Here is a 16,522-nt window from a genome sequence, read left to right as displayed (position 1 = left end):
ATCTCTTCCCGCGTAAAACCCTTGGTATCAACGGCCATCGCCGGCTCCTTCTCAACAGGTAATGAATGACTCACAACCAGCTTGACGAAGAGGGGACTGCTCATTTTCGTGCTCCTGTTGGGCGCAGTTCGAACGCATCCTTGCGGCGGACCGCGAGATCGTAGTCGGTCCAGTGGTCATCCTCGTGGGTAGCCACGAGGATCAGCTGGCTTCTTCCTACGGCGAGCATTGACTGGCGTGCAATTAGAGAGCCTTGCTGGTCCAATCCGTTAAGAGGTTCGTCGAGAAGAAGGACTTCGACGTTCTTGAGTGCCAAAGCTACTGTCAGAACAAGTCGCTGGCGCTGTCCGAAGGACAGGTCTGCAACCTTGGTTGGCATCATCTGTTCTGTCAGAAGATGGTGCCCGTCCCCTTCCGGCATCTCCGACGGGCCAATCAGCGGCCTGACCATATCCAAGTGTTCTTCGACCGTGAGGTAGTCGAGGGTGAGAAAGTCCGTGTCTAGATAGACCGCCGTCAAGTCCTTTCTCCACCGCGCGATTTCAGTGCACGACGTCGAGATCATGCCACCGAGGAGCTTGAGTAGGGTGGTTTTGCCACATCCATTCGGACCTCGAAGCGCAACAACGCCTCGGTCCGGAAGATCTACAGAGGCACGGTCAAAGATCACGTGGGATCCAAAGGCATGATCGACACGCGCTAGAGATTTCACCTGTCCTCCATTTCGGTGACTGATAGTTCACGCAGCCACGCAGGTGCGTCGTTGAGAACCAGAGAGGTCAAGAGAACAGCCACGAGAATCAGTGCGCCAGACGTTACGCCAAGCCAGGGACCCTGTGTTGCTTGCAATGCAGCGGTGCCAAGAATGCCTGAGAACACAACTGCGAGGCCAGCGCAAAGCGCTGCGCCTAAGCCTGCCCTTGATGTCTGCGCCAATTTCGAGATCTGCGAACCTGGCATGACTGCTGTCCGACGCTGGAGGATCAAGGCGTCGATGCTTATCTCGAGAGAGGCAAGAGCAACAAGCAAGACCGCCGCTTGGGTGTACTTTCCTAAAAGGAGGAATACACATAACATCAAGGTCAATGGCGCAGTCACTACGAGCGCTGTTACCAGGCTGCGGACAATGAGCGGCCTTACCCAGGATGGTCTAAGCCTTACTAGGAATAGGGCAAAGCCCAAGGTTTCAGGTGAAGAGATCTGTACGAAAGATGATCGATACAGAACTAAACCCGAGAAGAAGACCGCAAGAGCAATAAAGGGCGCCGTCCACGGCCAGGGTGTCATTTCCATGACGGACAAGGCCAAGCTTGACAAGAGAAAAATGCATGCTGCCTTAATTGATAAATCAGTCATCAACCCTCGGCTACGTCGGGCACGAGGATGAGCGGTGGCCCTGTAGACGGCAGGGGTAGACGCGGCCGTAAGAACAGTGCCAGCCAGGATCAACAACAACTTGTAAGCCGATGCGGAGCCGGAGCTTTCATCGATATCAAAAGACGGCGCATTCGTAACGAGAAGAATCAGGCTGCACGCCGACAAGGCAACAATCGAAACAACGAGTACCCGGATCCCCGCTCTCTTCAGCGGTGCCACGACAAGAAATGATGAGATTACGAGGGCCCCGGCAGCTAGCAGGTTATTGTTATTGTGACACCGCAGGTTCTGAAGGATGAGCATGGCGGCGAGACCAAGATCAGTAAGGACCAAACCTGCGCGCATCCCTACGTCAAGGGGTGCTGACACGGTGTTCCAGCAACCATGGGTTTTCCTGTAGCGGCGCCTGGCTTGTATAAGCGCCATTGCCAACAGCACCGTCACGATGCTCACTATGTCAGGAGTGTTGAGCGGAATTCCCCATGTGATTAACGCGGTCCGCTGAGGCGTCCACACTATTCCGACACCGACGATTAGTAGTGTGAACAAATGCCCAAATATCAGTGCATTGTTAATTGCGGTGGTGTGCAATGAAAAGCCTAAACCCGTCAGAAGGTCCTGGAGTCGACGGGACCTTCGCCGAAAATCGTTAGTGAAGGTGGCCTTGCACCCGGAGAGGACCACAGCGTATGCACGAGGACGCCTATGGTTGACGTTCGGCGAGTTCATTGTGGCCCTCCCAGGGCAAAGTCAAACGACCGGCATCTCAGTGGGCAGGCACGTCGGGCGCGGCATCCGGAGGAAGGATTCCCTCACCGCGAAATCTACGGTTAAAAGGGCCGGCTGGGCAGCCGTTGGCTTGAATTTGAGTGGTCGTTGCCCGAAATTGAGTGGTGATTTCCTCGAAATTGAGTACCAGCCGCCCGCCTGTTTGTGCGTTGGTGACACGCAGAGCGCGTCGCGGCACGTCTGCTGACTGACTTGTGGACTGGCGGGATGTGCGTGGGATGAAACTCGCGGCGCCGGGCTGAGTTGGCCAGCGGCCGGGCACTAGCCCCTCTAGCGGCCGCGGGCCGCGTTGGCAATGACCGTGACTGCGTGCTCTACCGCGTACACGGGATCCCGCGAGAGGCCCTTCACTTGGGCATCCGCTTCAGCCGTGACCTGGATGGAACGGATCAGGCCTTCGGGAGTCCAACGGCGTACGTCACGTTGGGCTTGTTCAACGAGCCATGGCTGCATGCCAAGCTGCTTGGCAATCTGTGCCGACGATCCTTGGGCACCAGCTACCTTGGCCAAGGTGCGCAGCTTGGCGGCGAGGGCGGCCACCAGCGGCACCGGGTCGACCCCGGTGGCGAGGGCATGCCGGAGGCTGGACAGGGCCTGCGGCCCGTTGCCGGCCATGGCGGCGTCCGCAACCTTGAAGGCCGTGGCTTCCACGCGTCCGCCGTAGTAGCGCTCGACGGTGGCTGCGTCGACCGCGGTGGTGGCGTCTGCGATGAGCTGGTTGCATGCCGCAGCAAGCTCCGAGAGGCTGGCACCGACTGCATTGACGAGGGCCTGGACAGCTTCCGCTTCGATGCGGCGGCCGCCTGCCTTGAATTCCGAGACCACGAATGCTGTTTTCTCGGCGTCCTTTTTCAAGGGCTGGCAGTCCACCACTGGCCATCCGGACGACTTGATGGCGTCGAGGAGCTTCTTTCCGCGCACCCCGCCACCGTGGCGAAGGACCAACACGACGTCGTTCTCCGGTTGGGTGACGTATTTCAAGGCATCGGCAAGGAAGGCATCGTTCATTGACTCGAGGCCCTCGATCTCGATGAGTTTGGCCTCATCGAAAAGCGACGGCGTCACCGCCATTGCGAGCGAACCGGACTCGTAGCTTCCGGCATTGAGCCTGCTGATTTCCACTTCGGGTGCCGCGGCCCGCACCTGCGAGCGGATCCGATCCATTGCCCGGATTCCGAGGTACTCCTCAGGGCCGGTGATGAGCACTACCGCGGACGGGGTAACGTCCCGCCAGCTGGCGGTGTTCGCCGCGGAGGTTTTGGCCTTGGAGACCTGGCCAGCAGCCAATGTTGCTTCCTTCCAGAAGGGTTTTGCTTTGGTCCCAGTCTCCCACGTGCAGCGTCCCGGGCGGTGTTCCTCAACCCTGCGACCCGCACACCGGGCGGCGGCGAGCCGGCGGAATGGCCATCGGTCCGGTGGTGACGGACAGCGGACTCCGCGGCGGCTATAAGGAATACCAAGCGGCGGTGCAACGACAGTACGGCGGAGCCCGCCCAGACCGGATGGAGGACCAGCCACACTAGCAGGATGGTGACAACGGACCAGAGAATCATGGTGGCGATTCCCGTGGCACCTTCCGGCCACGGCAGGGCCGCTCCCGGAAGTCCTGCGAAAAACCTGGCTATTGCCGCCACCGTTGCCGAGCTGACCCCGGCAACGGCGATCGGAACAATTGCAAGCCACGGAAGTAAGGGAACGAGGGGAACCGCAATGGTTCCCAGGATGGTCACGGGTGCGACAAAGGGGGCAACTGCGATGTTCGTCAGCAGTGAGTAGCTGGAGAACTGCGGTTGCAAGGCCACGATGACCGGGCTGCACAGAAGCTGCGCGGCCAAGGGAACGGCGACGGCGGACGCCAGCCAGGAAGGCACCCATGCTGGTGCCCAAGAGGCGATGGGTCGTGCCAACAGGACAATTCCCAGCGTGGCGAGGACAGACAAGAGAAACCCGATGCTTGTACCGAGTGAGGGATCCAGAATGAGAAGGCCAGTCACGGCAAGGCAGAGAAAGCCAAGGCTCCGGCCCTGCCTGCCGCTACTTAGTGCGCTGAGGCCGATAGCACCCATGACCGCCGCCCTCAGGACGCTGGCGTCCGGTCCCACCATCATGACAAAGCCCGCCAAGCCGGCAAGGGCCACCATTGCCGCCACTCCCCTGGCAAACCGGAAGGTCCTGGCCAAAAGCACCAGGCCGCCAAGAATGAGACTGCAGTTTGCGCCACTGACCGCCGTGAGGTGGGTGGTGCCGGTGGTCTTCATCGCCGCCTCCAGGCCTTCGTCCAACCCCGTGGTGTCGCCCGTGACCATTCCGGGCAGAAGTCCGGCCGCGTCGCCGCGCAACCATTCAGTGGCGGAGCGGAATTGCTTTTTCAATTGCGCTGGACCCTGGGGGATGTTGCCAGGTGCTTCCGGCTTGTGCCGTGTGTCCGGCCGCATGGGTGGGGTGGCGGCGGCAAGAACACCGGCCTCGACTTGTCCTGGTTTTGCCGGCTTCAGTTTGCCGGCGGTTCTAACCTCCTGTCCCGTGACGACTTGGTCCCAGCCTTCGCCTCCGGTCAGCAGAATTCTTGTGCGGGAGCGGATGAGCATTCCGTCGGCCGCAATATCGATTACTTCGGCGGGAACTGCCCACCGTCCCGATCCACGTGAGTCCGTGCCTAGTTCGCGAGGATCACCCACGATCAACACGTGGATGACGACCGAGTCGCGCGCCGCCGCGGCGTCGGCAACTGGACCGTCCTGGCGCTGGCCGGCTTCCGCTGCGGCGTGGGCGGCCACGGCCGCTCCGAACAAGCAAGCGACTGCCAAAGTCGCGGGAATCGTCCTCAGGCTTCGAGGGGCCGCGGCCCGGGCGGCGAAAAGGAGACACGCGGCTGCGGCCAAAGCCGCGCACACGACTCCCGTCCACAGCGAAGGTAGATAGGCGGCCGCAACAGAAACAGCCCACGTGAGAATGGCAGAGGGGGCCAGCCGAAGGTCCACCCGGCCCGGACCGGCCTTGACCCCACGCACCCTAAACCGTCACCAACGGCAGAAGCGATTCCATTAGCTTGGGACCGACACCATCCACGGCATCGAGGTCCTCCACGGAAGCGAACGGGCCATGTTGCTGCCGCCATTCGATGATGCGCTTGGCCAGGATGGGGCCGACCTTCGGCAAGGTGTCGAGTTCTTCAGCGGTTGCAGTGTTGAGATTCACCTTTCCGCTGGCAGAAGTCCCTGCTCCCGTACCGCCGGCTGTTGGAGCGCCGCCTGTTGACACCGCGGGCTGTGACGGAGCCGCCTCCCCCGTCCGTGGAACATGGATCTTCGCGGCGTCCTGCACCACAGCGGCAAGGTTCAGACTGTTCAGCTCGGCTGCAGGATCCGCACCGCCGGCAGCAGCGATTGCGTCAAACACCCGTGCTCCGGCAGGCACCCTGACGATCCCGGGACTTTTCACCGCACCGGCAACATGGACGGTAAGCAGTCGGGCTCCGTTCTCTGGTTCCGGAGCCTCGTTGACACGGCCTTTGCTTCCCGTACCCGCTTCTGGAGTTGCTCCCGCATGTGAACTTCGGACGAGCGGCTCAATCGTCGGCTGCCCGGACCAGGACTGCCAGAAGAACCAGACCACCAGCACCAAGCAAGGCAAAGCCAACAACACGGCCACGCGCCACGGTGTGCGCCACCGAAGCCGCGATGGAGGCCCTGCCGCTTCGGACACGTCTTCGGTGCCTGACTGCACGCCCGCATCGGCCATACCCGAGCCGGATGCCATCAACGTTTGCAACGGAAGCAAAGGGTCGGCTTTGCTGTCGTGGCTCAGCTGCGCGCCCGCCTCCTGGTCCGGCGGTGGTGCAAGACGAGCAGCGAATCGGAGCCGGGCGGAACTCGCAGCATCGTCCGCGGGTGAGGCTCGGTTCCTGCGTGGCATATCCACGAGCGTAGAACGTCCGGACCCGCAGCAGCAGCCCGGACCGGCGCTATGTGGACAGGGGCGCCGCAGAGTGCCTGTGGAGGATCAGTGGGCAGGACCGGGCAACTCCGAGCTCATATCTGGAAGTAGTGGTTTCTTCGGGGTTTCCGGTGCGGGTCGGTGTGGGGTGGCGGGATGAACCAGGGGATGCCGTTGCGGACCTGGATGTGCCAGTCTTCCTTGTGGATCAGGTGGTGGTGATGGCTGCAGAGCAAGGTCCCGTTCGCGGTGCTAGTGGGTCCGCCCCGGGACCAGTACTCGATGTGATGGGCCTCGCACCAGGGGGCCGGGATGGTGCATCCGGGGAAAGCGCAGCCCTTGTCCCGGGCGGTGATGGCCTTGCGGATATGGGCTGGGAAGACCCGTGAGGCCCGTCCGATGTCCAGGACCTGGCCCTCGCCGCCCAGGACCACGGGGATGATGTCCGCGTCGCAGGCGATCTTCCGCAACGTCGCCGCCGGGACGGGGCCGGTGAACGTGAAGGACCCGGTGCCGCTGCCCTGCCGGGGCCGGTTGAACAGGGCAGGCTGCCCGGGCCGTGAAACTGGACCGGGCGGCGAGGCCTGCCCGGACTGTGAAACTTGACCGGACTGTGGATCCGGATCCGCGCTGTCTTGGGGGAAGAGGTCTCGGTGGTCGATGGTGGCCAGGATCTGCGGGCGGTGGCCGCCGGTGGCGGGCAGGGACCCGGTGGCCAGGGCGAGCCGGCAGGCGCCGATCAAGCCGTCCAGGAGCTTCTGCGCCCTCGACCGCCGGTCCGGCGGCCCGGCATTCTCCGCCGCCTCGCCGGAGGGATCGGCGGAGGAATCGCCGGACGGACCGGCGGAGGAATCGGCGAAGGAATCTGTGAAGGAACCGCCGGATGGTTCCGCGCAGGCGGGAACCGCACCCAGGGGTGCTGTGTCGCGGGGTGTTGTGTCTTGGGGTGTGCGGGTGCGGGGGTTGGCGGCGGTGTTCATGACGGTGAGCAGGTGTTCGTATTGTTCGGCGGTGGCGAAGATCTCCACGTGCGCGAGCCCGTGCTTGGGACGGCGCAGGAACGCCCCTTGGTGGTGGCGGAGGGATTCTTCGGACGGTTCGGGGCCGTCCTGGTCGATCGCCTCGACCCAGCGCCGGGCAACCCTGGCCAGGAAGTCCTGGTCGTTTTCCGCCGCGGTCCGGGCCAGGGCGTGTTCCATTTCCGCGGCCTTCTCCGGGGCGCACAGCGGACGCACCTTCGCCACGGCCATCGTGATGATCCCGGCCGCGCCGGTGCCGATCGTCCCGGACGCCAGCGCCGCGGCGGTTTCCCCGTGCCGGGCAGGGACTGTGTGCCCGGTGAGGCCCCGGCCCGGCAGCAGCTCCCGGGCCAGCGCGAGCCGGCGCCTGGCCTCGGCGGCACTGATCCGCAGCAAGGACCGCAGATGCTCGGCCGTGGACCGGAACTCCCCGCCCCGCACGAGCCCCTGCACCGCGCCGGCGGCGCTCCCCTCCACCGCGCCGGAGCGTGTGTCCGCACCGGTCTCCACCGCGCCGGAGCCTGTGTCCGTGCCGGAGTCACTCCCCGCGTCGGCGGCCCAGCCTGTGGTCCAGCCCGGCCCGCTGGCGGGTTCATCGTTCCGGGCCGTGTCCAGCCCGGCTGCGGCGAGCAGTTGGAGATAATCCAGGGCCCGGGAGAGTTCTTCCACCCCGGACGCGAACGCGACAGCCTCTTCGAGACCCAGGCTTCCGACGTCGTCGGCCGCCTTGTCCGTCAGCGACCTCAGCGCCGCCACGGCGTCGTCCAACACGGCCTGCCGCCCGCCGCGGTCGCCGCGGCCGCCAAGGTCGGGCGGATCCACCAACGCCAGACCGCCCGGGATCCCGCCCGGAACCCCGGCAAGATGCGGAACACGGGCATGACGGGACACTCCGGAAAGCCCGCGGGACGCAAGGCCCTGCCGGGTGTCGAAGTATCCGATCGCTTCCATGGAAACACTCTGCCAGGAGGCTCTGACAAAATAAGTTCGGCCCCTGAGGGCCTGCGCACTTACCCCGAGGCTACGGGTGGCTCCGCCTCGCGTTCGCGTGGTCCGATGCAGCATCCGCACTGTCACGCAGCAGCGTCGTGGCGCCAGGGGTACTGCTTTCTCCGACAACCACGGCCAAAACGCCGAGCCCGGCGTGGGCCGCGAGGACGGCAGGCAGGGCGCTGATCTGCGCCGTCGGGCAACCGGGGCAACTCTCTCCGAGCCGGGCCGCGAGCCGCTCTGCCTCTGCCAGGTTGCCAAAGTGGTGCACGGCGAGCCGCGATTGCCCTACTGGCCGCGAATTGACGTCGGCGGCAACGATTTCTTCAAGCCGGGCAACGGCTTTGGCGGCCGAGCGCACCTTCTCGAGCGGCACGATCTTGCCGCCGTCGACCGCGAGGATCGGCTTGATGGACAGCATTGTCCCGAGCCAAGACGCAGCAGTGCCGATTCGGCCGCCGCGCCGGAGCTGCTCAAGGCTCGGCACGTAGAAGTACACCTTGGTGCGGCCCAATCGCTCCTCGGCGAAGCGACGGACATCGGCTGCGGAACGACCGTCTGCGGCGGCAACCAGCGCGCTTTGGACACCCATGCCTTGCGCCATTCCCACGGTGCGGGAGTCAACGACTTCGACGGGGATCGAGACGCGTTGCGCAGCCAGCCTTGCGGCGTCCGCGGTGCCGGACAGCCCCGCGGAAATGTGGATGGAGACGACGGCTTCGAAACCGCGGTCCTGGGCGGCGAGATAGGCCTGTTCGAACTGGCCAGGTGACGGCCTGGAGGTCTTCACGGGCGATCCCGCCGCCAAGGCCAGCGCGAGGGTCTGGGTGATGTCGTCCTCACCCTCGCCGTAGATCTCTTCGCCCACCAGGACGGGCATCGGCACAACGGCGAGGCTGCCGTCGGCAACGAACGCCTTGGCCCATTCGGCGGGGAGCGCGGCTGCCGAATCGGTCACGACGGCGGTACGCACGGCGACAGGCGCCGGCTCAACTCCGGCGCGGCCCGGCGTCGTGGACTGGCGCAGGCGGGCCAAACGTTCCTTGAGCCACAACCAAGCGGGTGGTTCGCGGTCCGTCAAGGGATCCTCCTGGAGCTGGTGGCCGGCCGCCGGCAAGCGCCGACGGCCGTTTCCCGGCTATGCCGGGACGATGTTGACCAGTTTAGGTGCGCGCACGATCACCGTACGGATGCCGCGGCCATCGAGTGCCCGCTGCACGTTGTCGCTGGCGAGGGCGAGCTCGCGTAGGGCGTCCTCACCGATGTCCGGGGAGACGTCCAAGCGGTCGCGGACCTTGCCCTGTACCTGCACGACGGCCGTCACGGTGTCCTGGACAAGAAGCGACGGATCGTGGGAGGGCCAGCCGGCGTTCGCCACGGAGGCCGGGTGGCCCAGCTGGTTCCACATGTCCTCGGCCGTGTACGGCGCGAAGAGGCTCAAGATGACAGCAACGGCTTCGGCGGCTTCACGGACGGCGGGGTCTGCGCCACCGGCACCGGAATCGATGGTTTTGCGGGTCGCATTGACCAGCTCCATCAGCTTGGCCACCACGACGTTGAACTTGTTGTTGTCCAACAGCTCAGCGGCGTCGGCGATGGTCCTGTGGGTCACAGTGCGCAGCGCGCGGTCACCGGTGGAGACATCGACGCCGGGCTCGCTTGCGACGTCCTGGCCAAGGCGCCAGGCACGGGCAAGGAACTTCGCGGAGCCCGACGGCGAGACGTCGGCCCAGTCGACGTCGTCCTCGGGCGGGGAGGCAAAGACCATGGTCAGGCGGACGGCGTCGACGCCGAACTTGTCCAGTTGCTCGCCAAGGTCCACGCCGTTGCCGAGGGACTTGCTCATGGCCTTGCCGCCATTGAGGACCTGCCCCTGGTTGAGCAGGGCGCTGAAGGGCTCGTCCGCGGCGAGCAGGCCCATGTCGTGGATGACCTTGGTAAAGAAGCGGGCGTAGAGCAAGTGGAGGATGGCGTGCTCGACGCCGCCCACGTACTGGCCGACCGGCATCCAGTCGTTGATCTTGGCCGGATCGAACGGTCCCTCGGTGTAGTGCGGGGAAACGAAGCGCAGGAAGTACCAGGACGAGTCAACGAACGTGTCCATGGTGTCCGTGTCGCGCTGGGCGGCGCGTCCGCAGTTGGGGCACTCGACGTTGACCCATTCCAGGGCCGCGGCGAGAGGAGACGTGCCCCTGGGAGACAGTGCTTCGCCGCGCAGGTCTTCCGGTAGCCGGACAGGCAGTTGATCGTCCGGCACAGGCACCTCGCCGCATTCGGCGCAGTGGATGATGGGGATTGGGGTACCCCAGAAGCGCTGGCGGCTCAGGAGCCAGTCGCGCAGGCGGAAGTTAACGAACTTCTCCCCCGTGCCCAGCTTTTCCAGGATGTCGATGGCTGCGGGGATGGCCTCGGCCTTGGACAAACCGTCCAGTTCGCCGGAGTTCATCAGGGTGCCCTCGCCGGCAGTCGCGATTCCGGTTTCCGCCGGGTCTTCCCCTCCGGTGTTCAGGACCGGACGCACCGGCAGGTCAAACGCGCGGGCGAAGTCGAGGTCGCGCTGGTCGTGCGCGGGCACTGCCATGATGGCGCCTGTGCCGTAGTCGGCGAGCACATAGTCGGCTGCCCACACGGGCAGTTTTTCACCGTTGAGCGGGTTGACGGCATAGCGGCCGGTGAACACACCGGTCTTCTCGCGCTCGGTGGACTGGCGCTCGATGTCCGACAGGGCCTTGACCTTCTCGCGGTAGGCCATGAGCGAGTCGTGGTGTTCGGGCGTGACCAGGTCCAGTGCCAGGTGCGCGTCCGCGGCGACAACGAAGAACGTTGCCCCGTACAGGGTGTCCGGGCGGGTGGTGAAGACAGTCACTTCGCGCTCGGCGCGGCTGTCCGCGGCTTCGATGACGAACCGGACGTGTGCGCCCTCGGACCGGCCGATCCAGTTGCGCTGCATTGCCAGCACACGCTCGGGCCAGTGCCCCTGGAGCTCGGACATGTCAGCCAGCAAACGGTCGGCGTACTCGGTGATCTTGAAGTACCACTGGTTCAGTGACTTCTTCGTGACAGGTGTCCCGCAGCGTTCGCACGCGCCGTTGACTACCTGTTCGTTCGCCAAGACGGTCAAGTCCTTCGGGCACCAGTTGACCGGGGAATCCTTGCGGTAGGCCAGCCCGCGCTCGTAGAAGCGCTTGAACAGCCACTGCGTCCAACGGTAATACTCCGGGTCCGAAGTGTGCAGCCGGCGGGACCAATCGGCTGAGATCGCGTAACGCTTGAACGATGCTGCCTGCGTATCGATGTTGGCGTACGTCCACTCGCTGGGGTGGGCGTTGCGCTTGATGGCAGCATTCTCTGCCGGCAGGCCGAACGAGTCCCAACCGATGGGGTGCAGGACATCGAAACCCTTCTGGCGGAGGTACCGCGCCACGACGTCGCCCATCGCGAAGGCCTCGGCGTGGCCCATGTGGAGGTCGCCCGAAGGGTAGGGGAACATGTCCAGGACATAGCGCCGCTCGCGGGAGCCGTCGTCAAGCGGAGTGAAGACCTTGAGGTCTTCCCAGACCTGCGGCCACTTGGCCTCCATCGAGGCGAAGCTGTAGACACCCTCCTCGGGCGTCTCGCCTGCCACTGTTGACTGTGCTCCGGTTTCTGTCTCCGGCTGAACGCTCACTGCTGCCCTCTTCTGTTCTTCCATGACGGTTTTGCCTCCTGCTCCGGGCCCCGGAAGGTCCCGGACACACAAAAGCCCCTCGGCAAGGAGGGGCGGCCGCTCGGTTCGCGATGCTCTAGATCGACGTATACCGGGCGGCTAGCTAAGCAGAAGGATCGCACGCATAAAGCCACCTTACCCTGTTCATTGTCCCAAGTAACACTGGACGGTCGGTGGGTTGGGGCACAGAGAAAAGGGGCCGGTGACTCCCCGCCATGGTGTGGTGGGCACCGCGAAGCGGGCGGGCGGGAGTTACCGGCCCCTTTTCGGGGCGAGGCGGGACGTTTAGGAGAGGCCGGAGCTACTTAACGTCCTCGTCCACCCAATCCATGGACTTGGTAACAGCCTTCTTCCACAGGCGCATCTGGCGGTCCCGCTCGGCGTCGTCCAGCTGTGGCTCCCAGCGCTTGTCCTCGTTCCAGTTGGCGCTAAGCTCGCCGAGGTCCTTCCAGAAGCCGACGGCGAGGCCGGCCGCGTAGGCGGCACCCAGGGCCGTGGTCTCCACGACCTTCGGGCGGACTACGGGCACGCCCAGGATGTCGGCCTGGAACTGCATGAGCGCCTCATTGGCGACCATGCCGCCGTCGACCTTCAACTCGGTCAGCGGAACGCCCGAGTCCGCGTTGACGGCGTCGAGCACTTCGCGGGTCTGGAAGGCGGTGGCCTCGAGGGCCGCGCGGGCAATGTGGCCCTTGTTGGCAAAGCGGGTCAGGCCAACGATGGCTCCGCGGGCGTCGGCGCGCCAGTACGGGGCAAACAGGCCCGAGAACGCGGGCACAATGTACACGCCGCCATTGTCCTCGACGCCGGCCGCCAGCGTCTCCACCTCAGGAGCGGTGCTGATCAAGCCAAGGTTGTCGCGCAGCCACTGGATCAGTGATCCCGTGACGGCGATGGAACCTTCCAGCGCGTAGTGCGGTTTGGCGTCGCCCAGCTTGTAGCCGAGCGTGGTGAGCAGACCGTTCTTTGAGTGGACGATTTCTTCGCCCGTGTTGAAGATCAGGAAGCAGCCGGTGCCGTAGGTGTTCTTGGCTTCGCCGGGCTCGAAAGCCGCCTGGCCGAAGGTTGCCGCCTGCTGGTCGCCCAGGATGCCTGCGACGGGCACCTCGCGCAGCAGCTGCGAGGTGTGCACCGTGCCGTAGACCTCTGAGGAGGACTTGATGGCTGGCATCATCGACGCCGGCACGCCGAATGCGTCCAGAATGTCCTGGTCCCATTGCAAGGTGTCGAGGTCCATGAACATGGTGCGCGAGGCGTTGGTGACGTCCGTGGCGTGCACGCCACCGTCCACGCCGCCTGTCAGGTTCCACAGGACCCAGCAGTCGGTGTTGCCGAAGATGAGGTCCCCGGCTTCGGCCTTGGCCCGCGCTCCTTCGACGTTGTCCAGGATCCACTTGATCTTGGTGCCGGAGAAGTAGGTGGCCAAGGGCAGGCCTACCTTTTGCTTGAAGCGCTCGGGGCCGCCGTCCTTTGCCAGCTCGTCGACGATGGGCTGTGTGCGCGTGTCCTGCCAGACGATGGCGTTGTAGATCGGCTCGCCCGTGTTCTTGTCCCACACAACGGCGGTTTCGCGCTGGTTGGTGATGCCGACGGCAGCGATGTCGTGCCGCGTCAGGTTGGCCTTGGACAACGCAGAGCCGACGACCTCCCTGACGTTGTCCCAGATCTCCACTGGGTTGTGCTCTACCCAACCGGCCTGGGGAAAGATCTGCTCGTGCTCCATCTGGCCGGTGGAGACAATGTTGCCTGAGTGATCGAACACGATGGCACGCGAGCTGGTGGTTCCCTGGTCAATGGCGATGACGTATTGCGACATTTTGACGTCCTTGTCTGCTTGCTTTGGTGTGGATGCGGGATAGGTGCTGAGCGGTTGCTACTTGGTGACGGTTGCCATGATCGGTATGGAGTGGGCGACGAGTCCTGCGATGGTTCCGCCCACGAGCGGGCCGACCACCGGAACCCAGGAGTAGGCCCAGTCGCTGGAGCCCTTGCCCTTGATCGGCAAAATAGCGTGGGCGATACGCGGTCCGAGGTCACGGGCGGGGTTGATCGCGTAGCCGGTCGGTCCGCCAAGGGACGCGCCGATGCCGACGACGAGCAATGCCACCGCGAGCGGGCCCAAGCCGGAGGGGGTGCCGCCGAAGGTCAGGATCACGAAGACCAGCACAAACGTTGCGATGATTTCGGTGACGAGGTTCCAGGGGTACGAGCGGATGGCCGGTCCCGTGGAGAATACGGCGAGCTTGCTGGCTGCCAATGGCTCGGCGTCGAAGTGCTGCTTGTGGGCGAGCCAGGCGAAGATGGCGCCGAGGAAGGCGCCGAGCAGTTCTCCACCGAAGTAGGTGAACGTGGATGCCGCACTCACGGCCACCCCCGGGGCGAACTCGGCCTTGCCGTCAACCAAGAGACCGAGCGTCACGGCCGGATTCAGGTGCGCACCGGACATGGCGGCTACATATACGCCGGCAAATACTGCGATGCCCCAGCCAAAATTCACCATCAGGAACCCGCCGCTGTTACCCTTCGTGCCCTTGAGCGCGACGTTCGCCACAACGCCACAGCCAAGCAGGGTAAGCATGCCGGTTCCGAATACTTCGGAAAGGAAAACAATTCCGAGAGACATCTTTGACTCCTCATTTTCTTCTGTTGTCAGCCCTGCAGGTTTTGTTGGGGCCGTTGGGCCGGCGTCTGTTAGCGCCGTCCCGGTTGCGGTCCTCCCTTACGAAGCGGAACACCGCAACCCTTGTGTCCGGGCTTCCGTGCCCGAACAATCAAGCTGATGAGACGTACAATACGTTCATGCGACGAGGCTGTGAACAGTCACGCCGTGAAAACGCAGAAGCACCTCCTGGGCATGCTGGATTTCCGCTTCCCGCCTCGTTGCGTCCCAGCCAAGCTGCGCGGCGAGGACTTCGGCGATTTCGTTCAAAAGCTCCCCGGTCACCAGGCCGCGGAAGGCCAGCGACGTGCGGCGGATGAGGACATCCACAAGGTGTCCGAGCTGTTCGTTGACGGCCATGAACTCGAGCTCCCGGACGCTGAGCTCGTTCGTGGAGCGCAGTTTCCGATCCTCGCCTGCCTCGAGGTACGCAATGACGTCCTTGGCGCGGGTGCCGTAGCGGGTCAGCAGGCCGGTGACCCGATCGGCACTGAGGCCGGGAGCCATGTGCTTCTTGACCCAGTCCTGTATTCCGTCTTCGCTGTCCGGGAAGCGCAGGCCGCCTCCGATGGCGAGCTTCGCCGTCGAGGTCTTCCGCTCCATGCCCAGCTCCCGGAGGACGTCGTTGCTCAGGTGTTCGGCGAGGGCGCGGAAGGTGGTCCACTTTCCGCCGATCAATGACAGTACGACGGCGGCCTTCCCGCCCGCGGCGGTCAAGTCACCGGCGGCCGACGCACCGGAAGCTTTCCGCTCGCTTCGCTCGATCCGGTAGTCGCGGGATACGAAACCCGGCTGGGTGTCGTCGTGGCGCGGAAGCGGCCGGACGCCGGCGAAGCTGTAGACGATCTGGCTGCGCTCGACGGTGATGGAGGGGAAGACGTGGCCGACGAGGTCGAAGAAGTAGTCAATCTCGGGTTCGGTGCAGACGGCGTCCTGGGCCATGTCGGCCTCGACGTCGGTGGTGCCGACCAGGACACGGTCACCCATCGGGTAGATCAGGACGATCCGCCCGTCCGTGTGTTCGAAGAAGATTTCGCGCCCGCCGCACGCCGCAAGCAACTCCGGGTGGTCCAGGACAATGTGGGAGCCCTTGGTTCCGCCCATGAAGCGGCTCGCCGCACCCATTGCCGCGTTGGTGAGGTCAACCCAGGCGCCGGTGGTGTTGACGATCACGTCGGCTTGGAAGCTGAATTCCTCGCCTGTAAGTTCATCGCGCAGCAAAACAGCGCCGGCCGGGCCGGCTGATTCGGCGGCGGGGTCGGTCGAGAGAAGGGAAACGTAGTTGCTGGCCCGGGCGCTGCCGCCCGGCAAGCCGCTCCGGATACCCGCCTTTTCGCCGTCCTGCAGCACATCGAGCGTCAGGCGCTCCGGGTTGTGCACGGAGGCGTCAAAGTAGGTCGCAGCGTATTTGATGCCGGGGTGCAACTTCGGCAACTCAGCCAAGGCCTTCTGCCTGCCGCTGAACTGATGGCGGGGGACGCTGCCGCCATCGCGGGAGAAGAAGTCGTACATGCTCAGTCCGAGCTTTATGAGGAAGGCGCCGCGTTCTTTCGGCTTGCCTTGCTTGTGCGTGAGGAAGCGCGTGGGGGCGGAAAGTATCCCGGAGAAGGTGCTGAAGATGGGGATGGTTGTCTGCAGGGGCTTGACGTAGTGGGGCGCGATCTTCAAAAGCCGATTGCGCTCGGCCACCGATTCCTGGACGAGGCGGAATTCCCCGTTCTCGAGGTAGCGGATGCCGCCGTGGATCATGTGAGATGAGGCTCCGCTGGCGCCCTGGCAGTAATCACCGCGTTCCACGAGGGCGACGTCCACGCCTTGGAGTGCCAAATCGCGGAAGGTTCCGACGCCGTTGATGCCGCCTCCGATGATCAGCACCTGGGCCTGCGGCCGTTCGCGAAGTGCCGAGACCGAGGTCCGACGTGGTGATCCTGCTGCGGAACCGGAATTGCTGGTGTATCCCAAAACTGCTCCCTTGGGCTTTGGAGTATGCGCTGCATCACTTGACGTCGCACCTTGCACAACTATTCTTCGAAGGAATGGAAAATG

11 protein-coding genes are annotated in these 16,522 nt (G+C 64.3%); all 11 read right to left on the bottom strand.

The features are described 5' to 3' along the window. Positions 1–100 precede the first annotated feature (100 nt). Complete coding sequence (locus AB0O52_RS19445; RefSeq protein ID WP_364541077.1) at positions 101–670, bottom strand: ATP-binding cassette domain-containing protein; 570 nt, start codon at positions 668–670, stop codon at positions 101–103. Between the two features lie 38 nt (positions 671–708). After that, positions 709–1,968 (bottom strand): hypothetical protein, encoded by a 1,260-nt coding sequence (locus AB0O52_RS19440; RefSeq protein WP_364541065.1) that lies wholly within the window; start codon positions 1,966–1,968, stop codon positions 709–711. Between the two features lie 468 nt (positions 1,969–2,436). Continuing rightward, positions 2,437–3,453, bottom strand: a complete 1,017-nt coding sequence (gene holA, locus AB0O52_RS19435; RefSeq protein ID WP_364541062.1) for a DNA polymerase III subunit delta — start codon at positions 3,451–3,453, stop codon at positions 2,437–2,439. Next, positions 3,372–5,177 carry a ComEC/Rec2 family competence protein gene (locus AB0O52_RS19430; RefSeq protein ID WP_364541059.1) on the bottom strand — a complete coding sequence of 602 codons (1,806 nt, stop codon included), beginning with the start codon at positions 5,175–5,177 and terminating at the stop codon, positions 3,372–3,374. The genes holA and AB0O52_RS19430 overlap by 82 nt, the downstream gene beginning before the upstream one ends. Before the next feature lies 1 nt (position 5,178). Beyond that, on the bottom strand, positions 5,179–6,081 hold the full coding sequence (locus tag AB0O52_RS19425; protein ID WP_364541057.1) for a helix-hairpin-helix domain-containing protein: 903 nt from the start codon (positions 6,079–6,081) through the stop codon (positions 5,179–5,181). Between the two features lie 116 nt (positions 6,082–6,197). Then, positions 6,198–8,072, bottom strand: a complete 1,875-nt coding sequence (locus AB0O52_RS19420) for a DUF222 domain-containing protein (RefSeq protein ID WP_364541054.1) — start codon at positions 8,070–8,072, stop codon at positions 6,198–6,200. Positions 8,073–8,142: 70 nt separating this feature from the next. Then, positions 8,143–9,192 (bottom strand): DegV family protein, encoded by a 1,050-nt coding sequence (locus tag AB0O52_RS19415; protein WP_364541051.1) that lies wholly within the window; start codon positions 9,190–9,192, stop codon positions 8,143–8,145. A 57-nt stretch (positions 9,193–9,249) separates the two neighbouring features. Then, positions 9,250–11,778 carry a leucine--tRNA ligase gene (gene leuS, locus AB0O52_RS19410; RefSeq protein ID WP_364541074.1) on the bottom strand — a complete coding sequence of 843 codons (2,529 nt, stop codon included), beginning with the start codon at positions 11,776–11,778 and terminating at the stop codon, positions 9,250–9,252. Between the two features lie 340 nt (positions 11,779–12,118). Then, positions 12,119–13,633: a glycerol kinase GlpK gene (glpK, locus tag AB0O52_RS19405; protein WP_364541048.1), complete on the bottom strand. Its 1,515-nt coding sequence runs from the start codon at positions 13,631–13,633 to the stop codon at positions 12,119–12,121. Positions 13,634–13,690: 57 nt separating this feature from the next. Next, entirely contained in the window at positions 13,691–14,440 is a 750-nt protein-coding gene (locus tag AB0O52_RS19400) for an MIP/aquaporin family protein (protein WP_364541046.1), read from the bottom strand. Between the two features lie 174 nt (positions 14,441–14,614). Further along, a complete protein-coding gene (locus AB0O52_RS19395; protein ID WP_364541043.1) occupies positions 14,615–16,438 on the bottom strand; it encodes a glycerol-3-phosphate dehydrogenase/oxidase in 1,824 nt (607 codons plus the stop codon). Positions 16,439–16,522 lie beyond the last annotated feature (84 nt).

It is taken from the genome of Arthrobacter sp. NPDC080073 (assembly GCF_040686575.1).
In the GTDB taxonomy this organism is placed as follows: domain Bacteria; phylum Actinomycetota; class Actinomycetes; order Actinomycetales; family Micrococcaceae; genus Arthrobacter.
The sequence above is the reverse complement of the archived record's forward strand: the minus strand, read 5'-3'. Positions and strand labels throughout refer to the sequence as shown.

Coding starts and splice junctions, on each gene's coding strand:
- AB0O52_RS19420 (WP_364541054.1), bottom strand. CDS start 8,072: ATGGAAGCGATCGGATACTTCGACACCCGGCAGGGCCTTGCGTCCCGC.
- AB0O52_RS19425 (WP_364541057.1), bottom strand. CDS start 6,081: ATGCCACGCAGGAACCGAGCCTCACCCGCGGACGATGCTGCGAGTTCC.
- glpK (WP_364541048.1), bottom strand. CDS start 13,633: ATGTCGCAATACGTCATCGCCATTGACCAGGGAACCACCAGCTCGCGT.
- AB0O52_RS19400 (WP_364541046.1), bottom strand. CDS start 14,440: ATGTCTCTCGGAATTGTTTTCCTTTCCGAAGTATTCGGAACCGGCATG.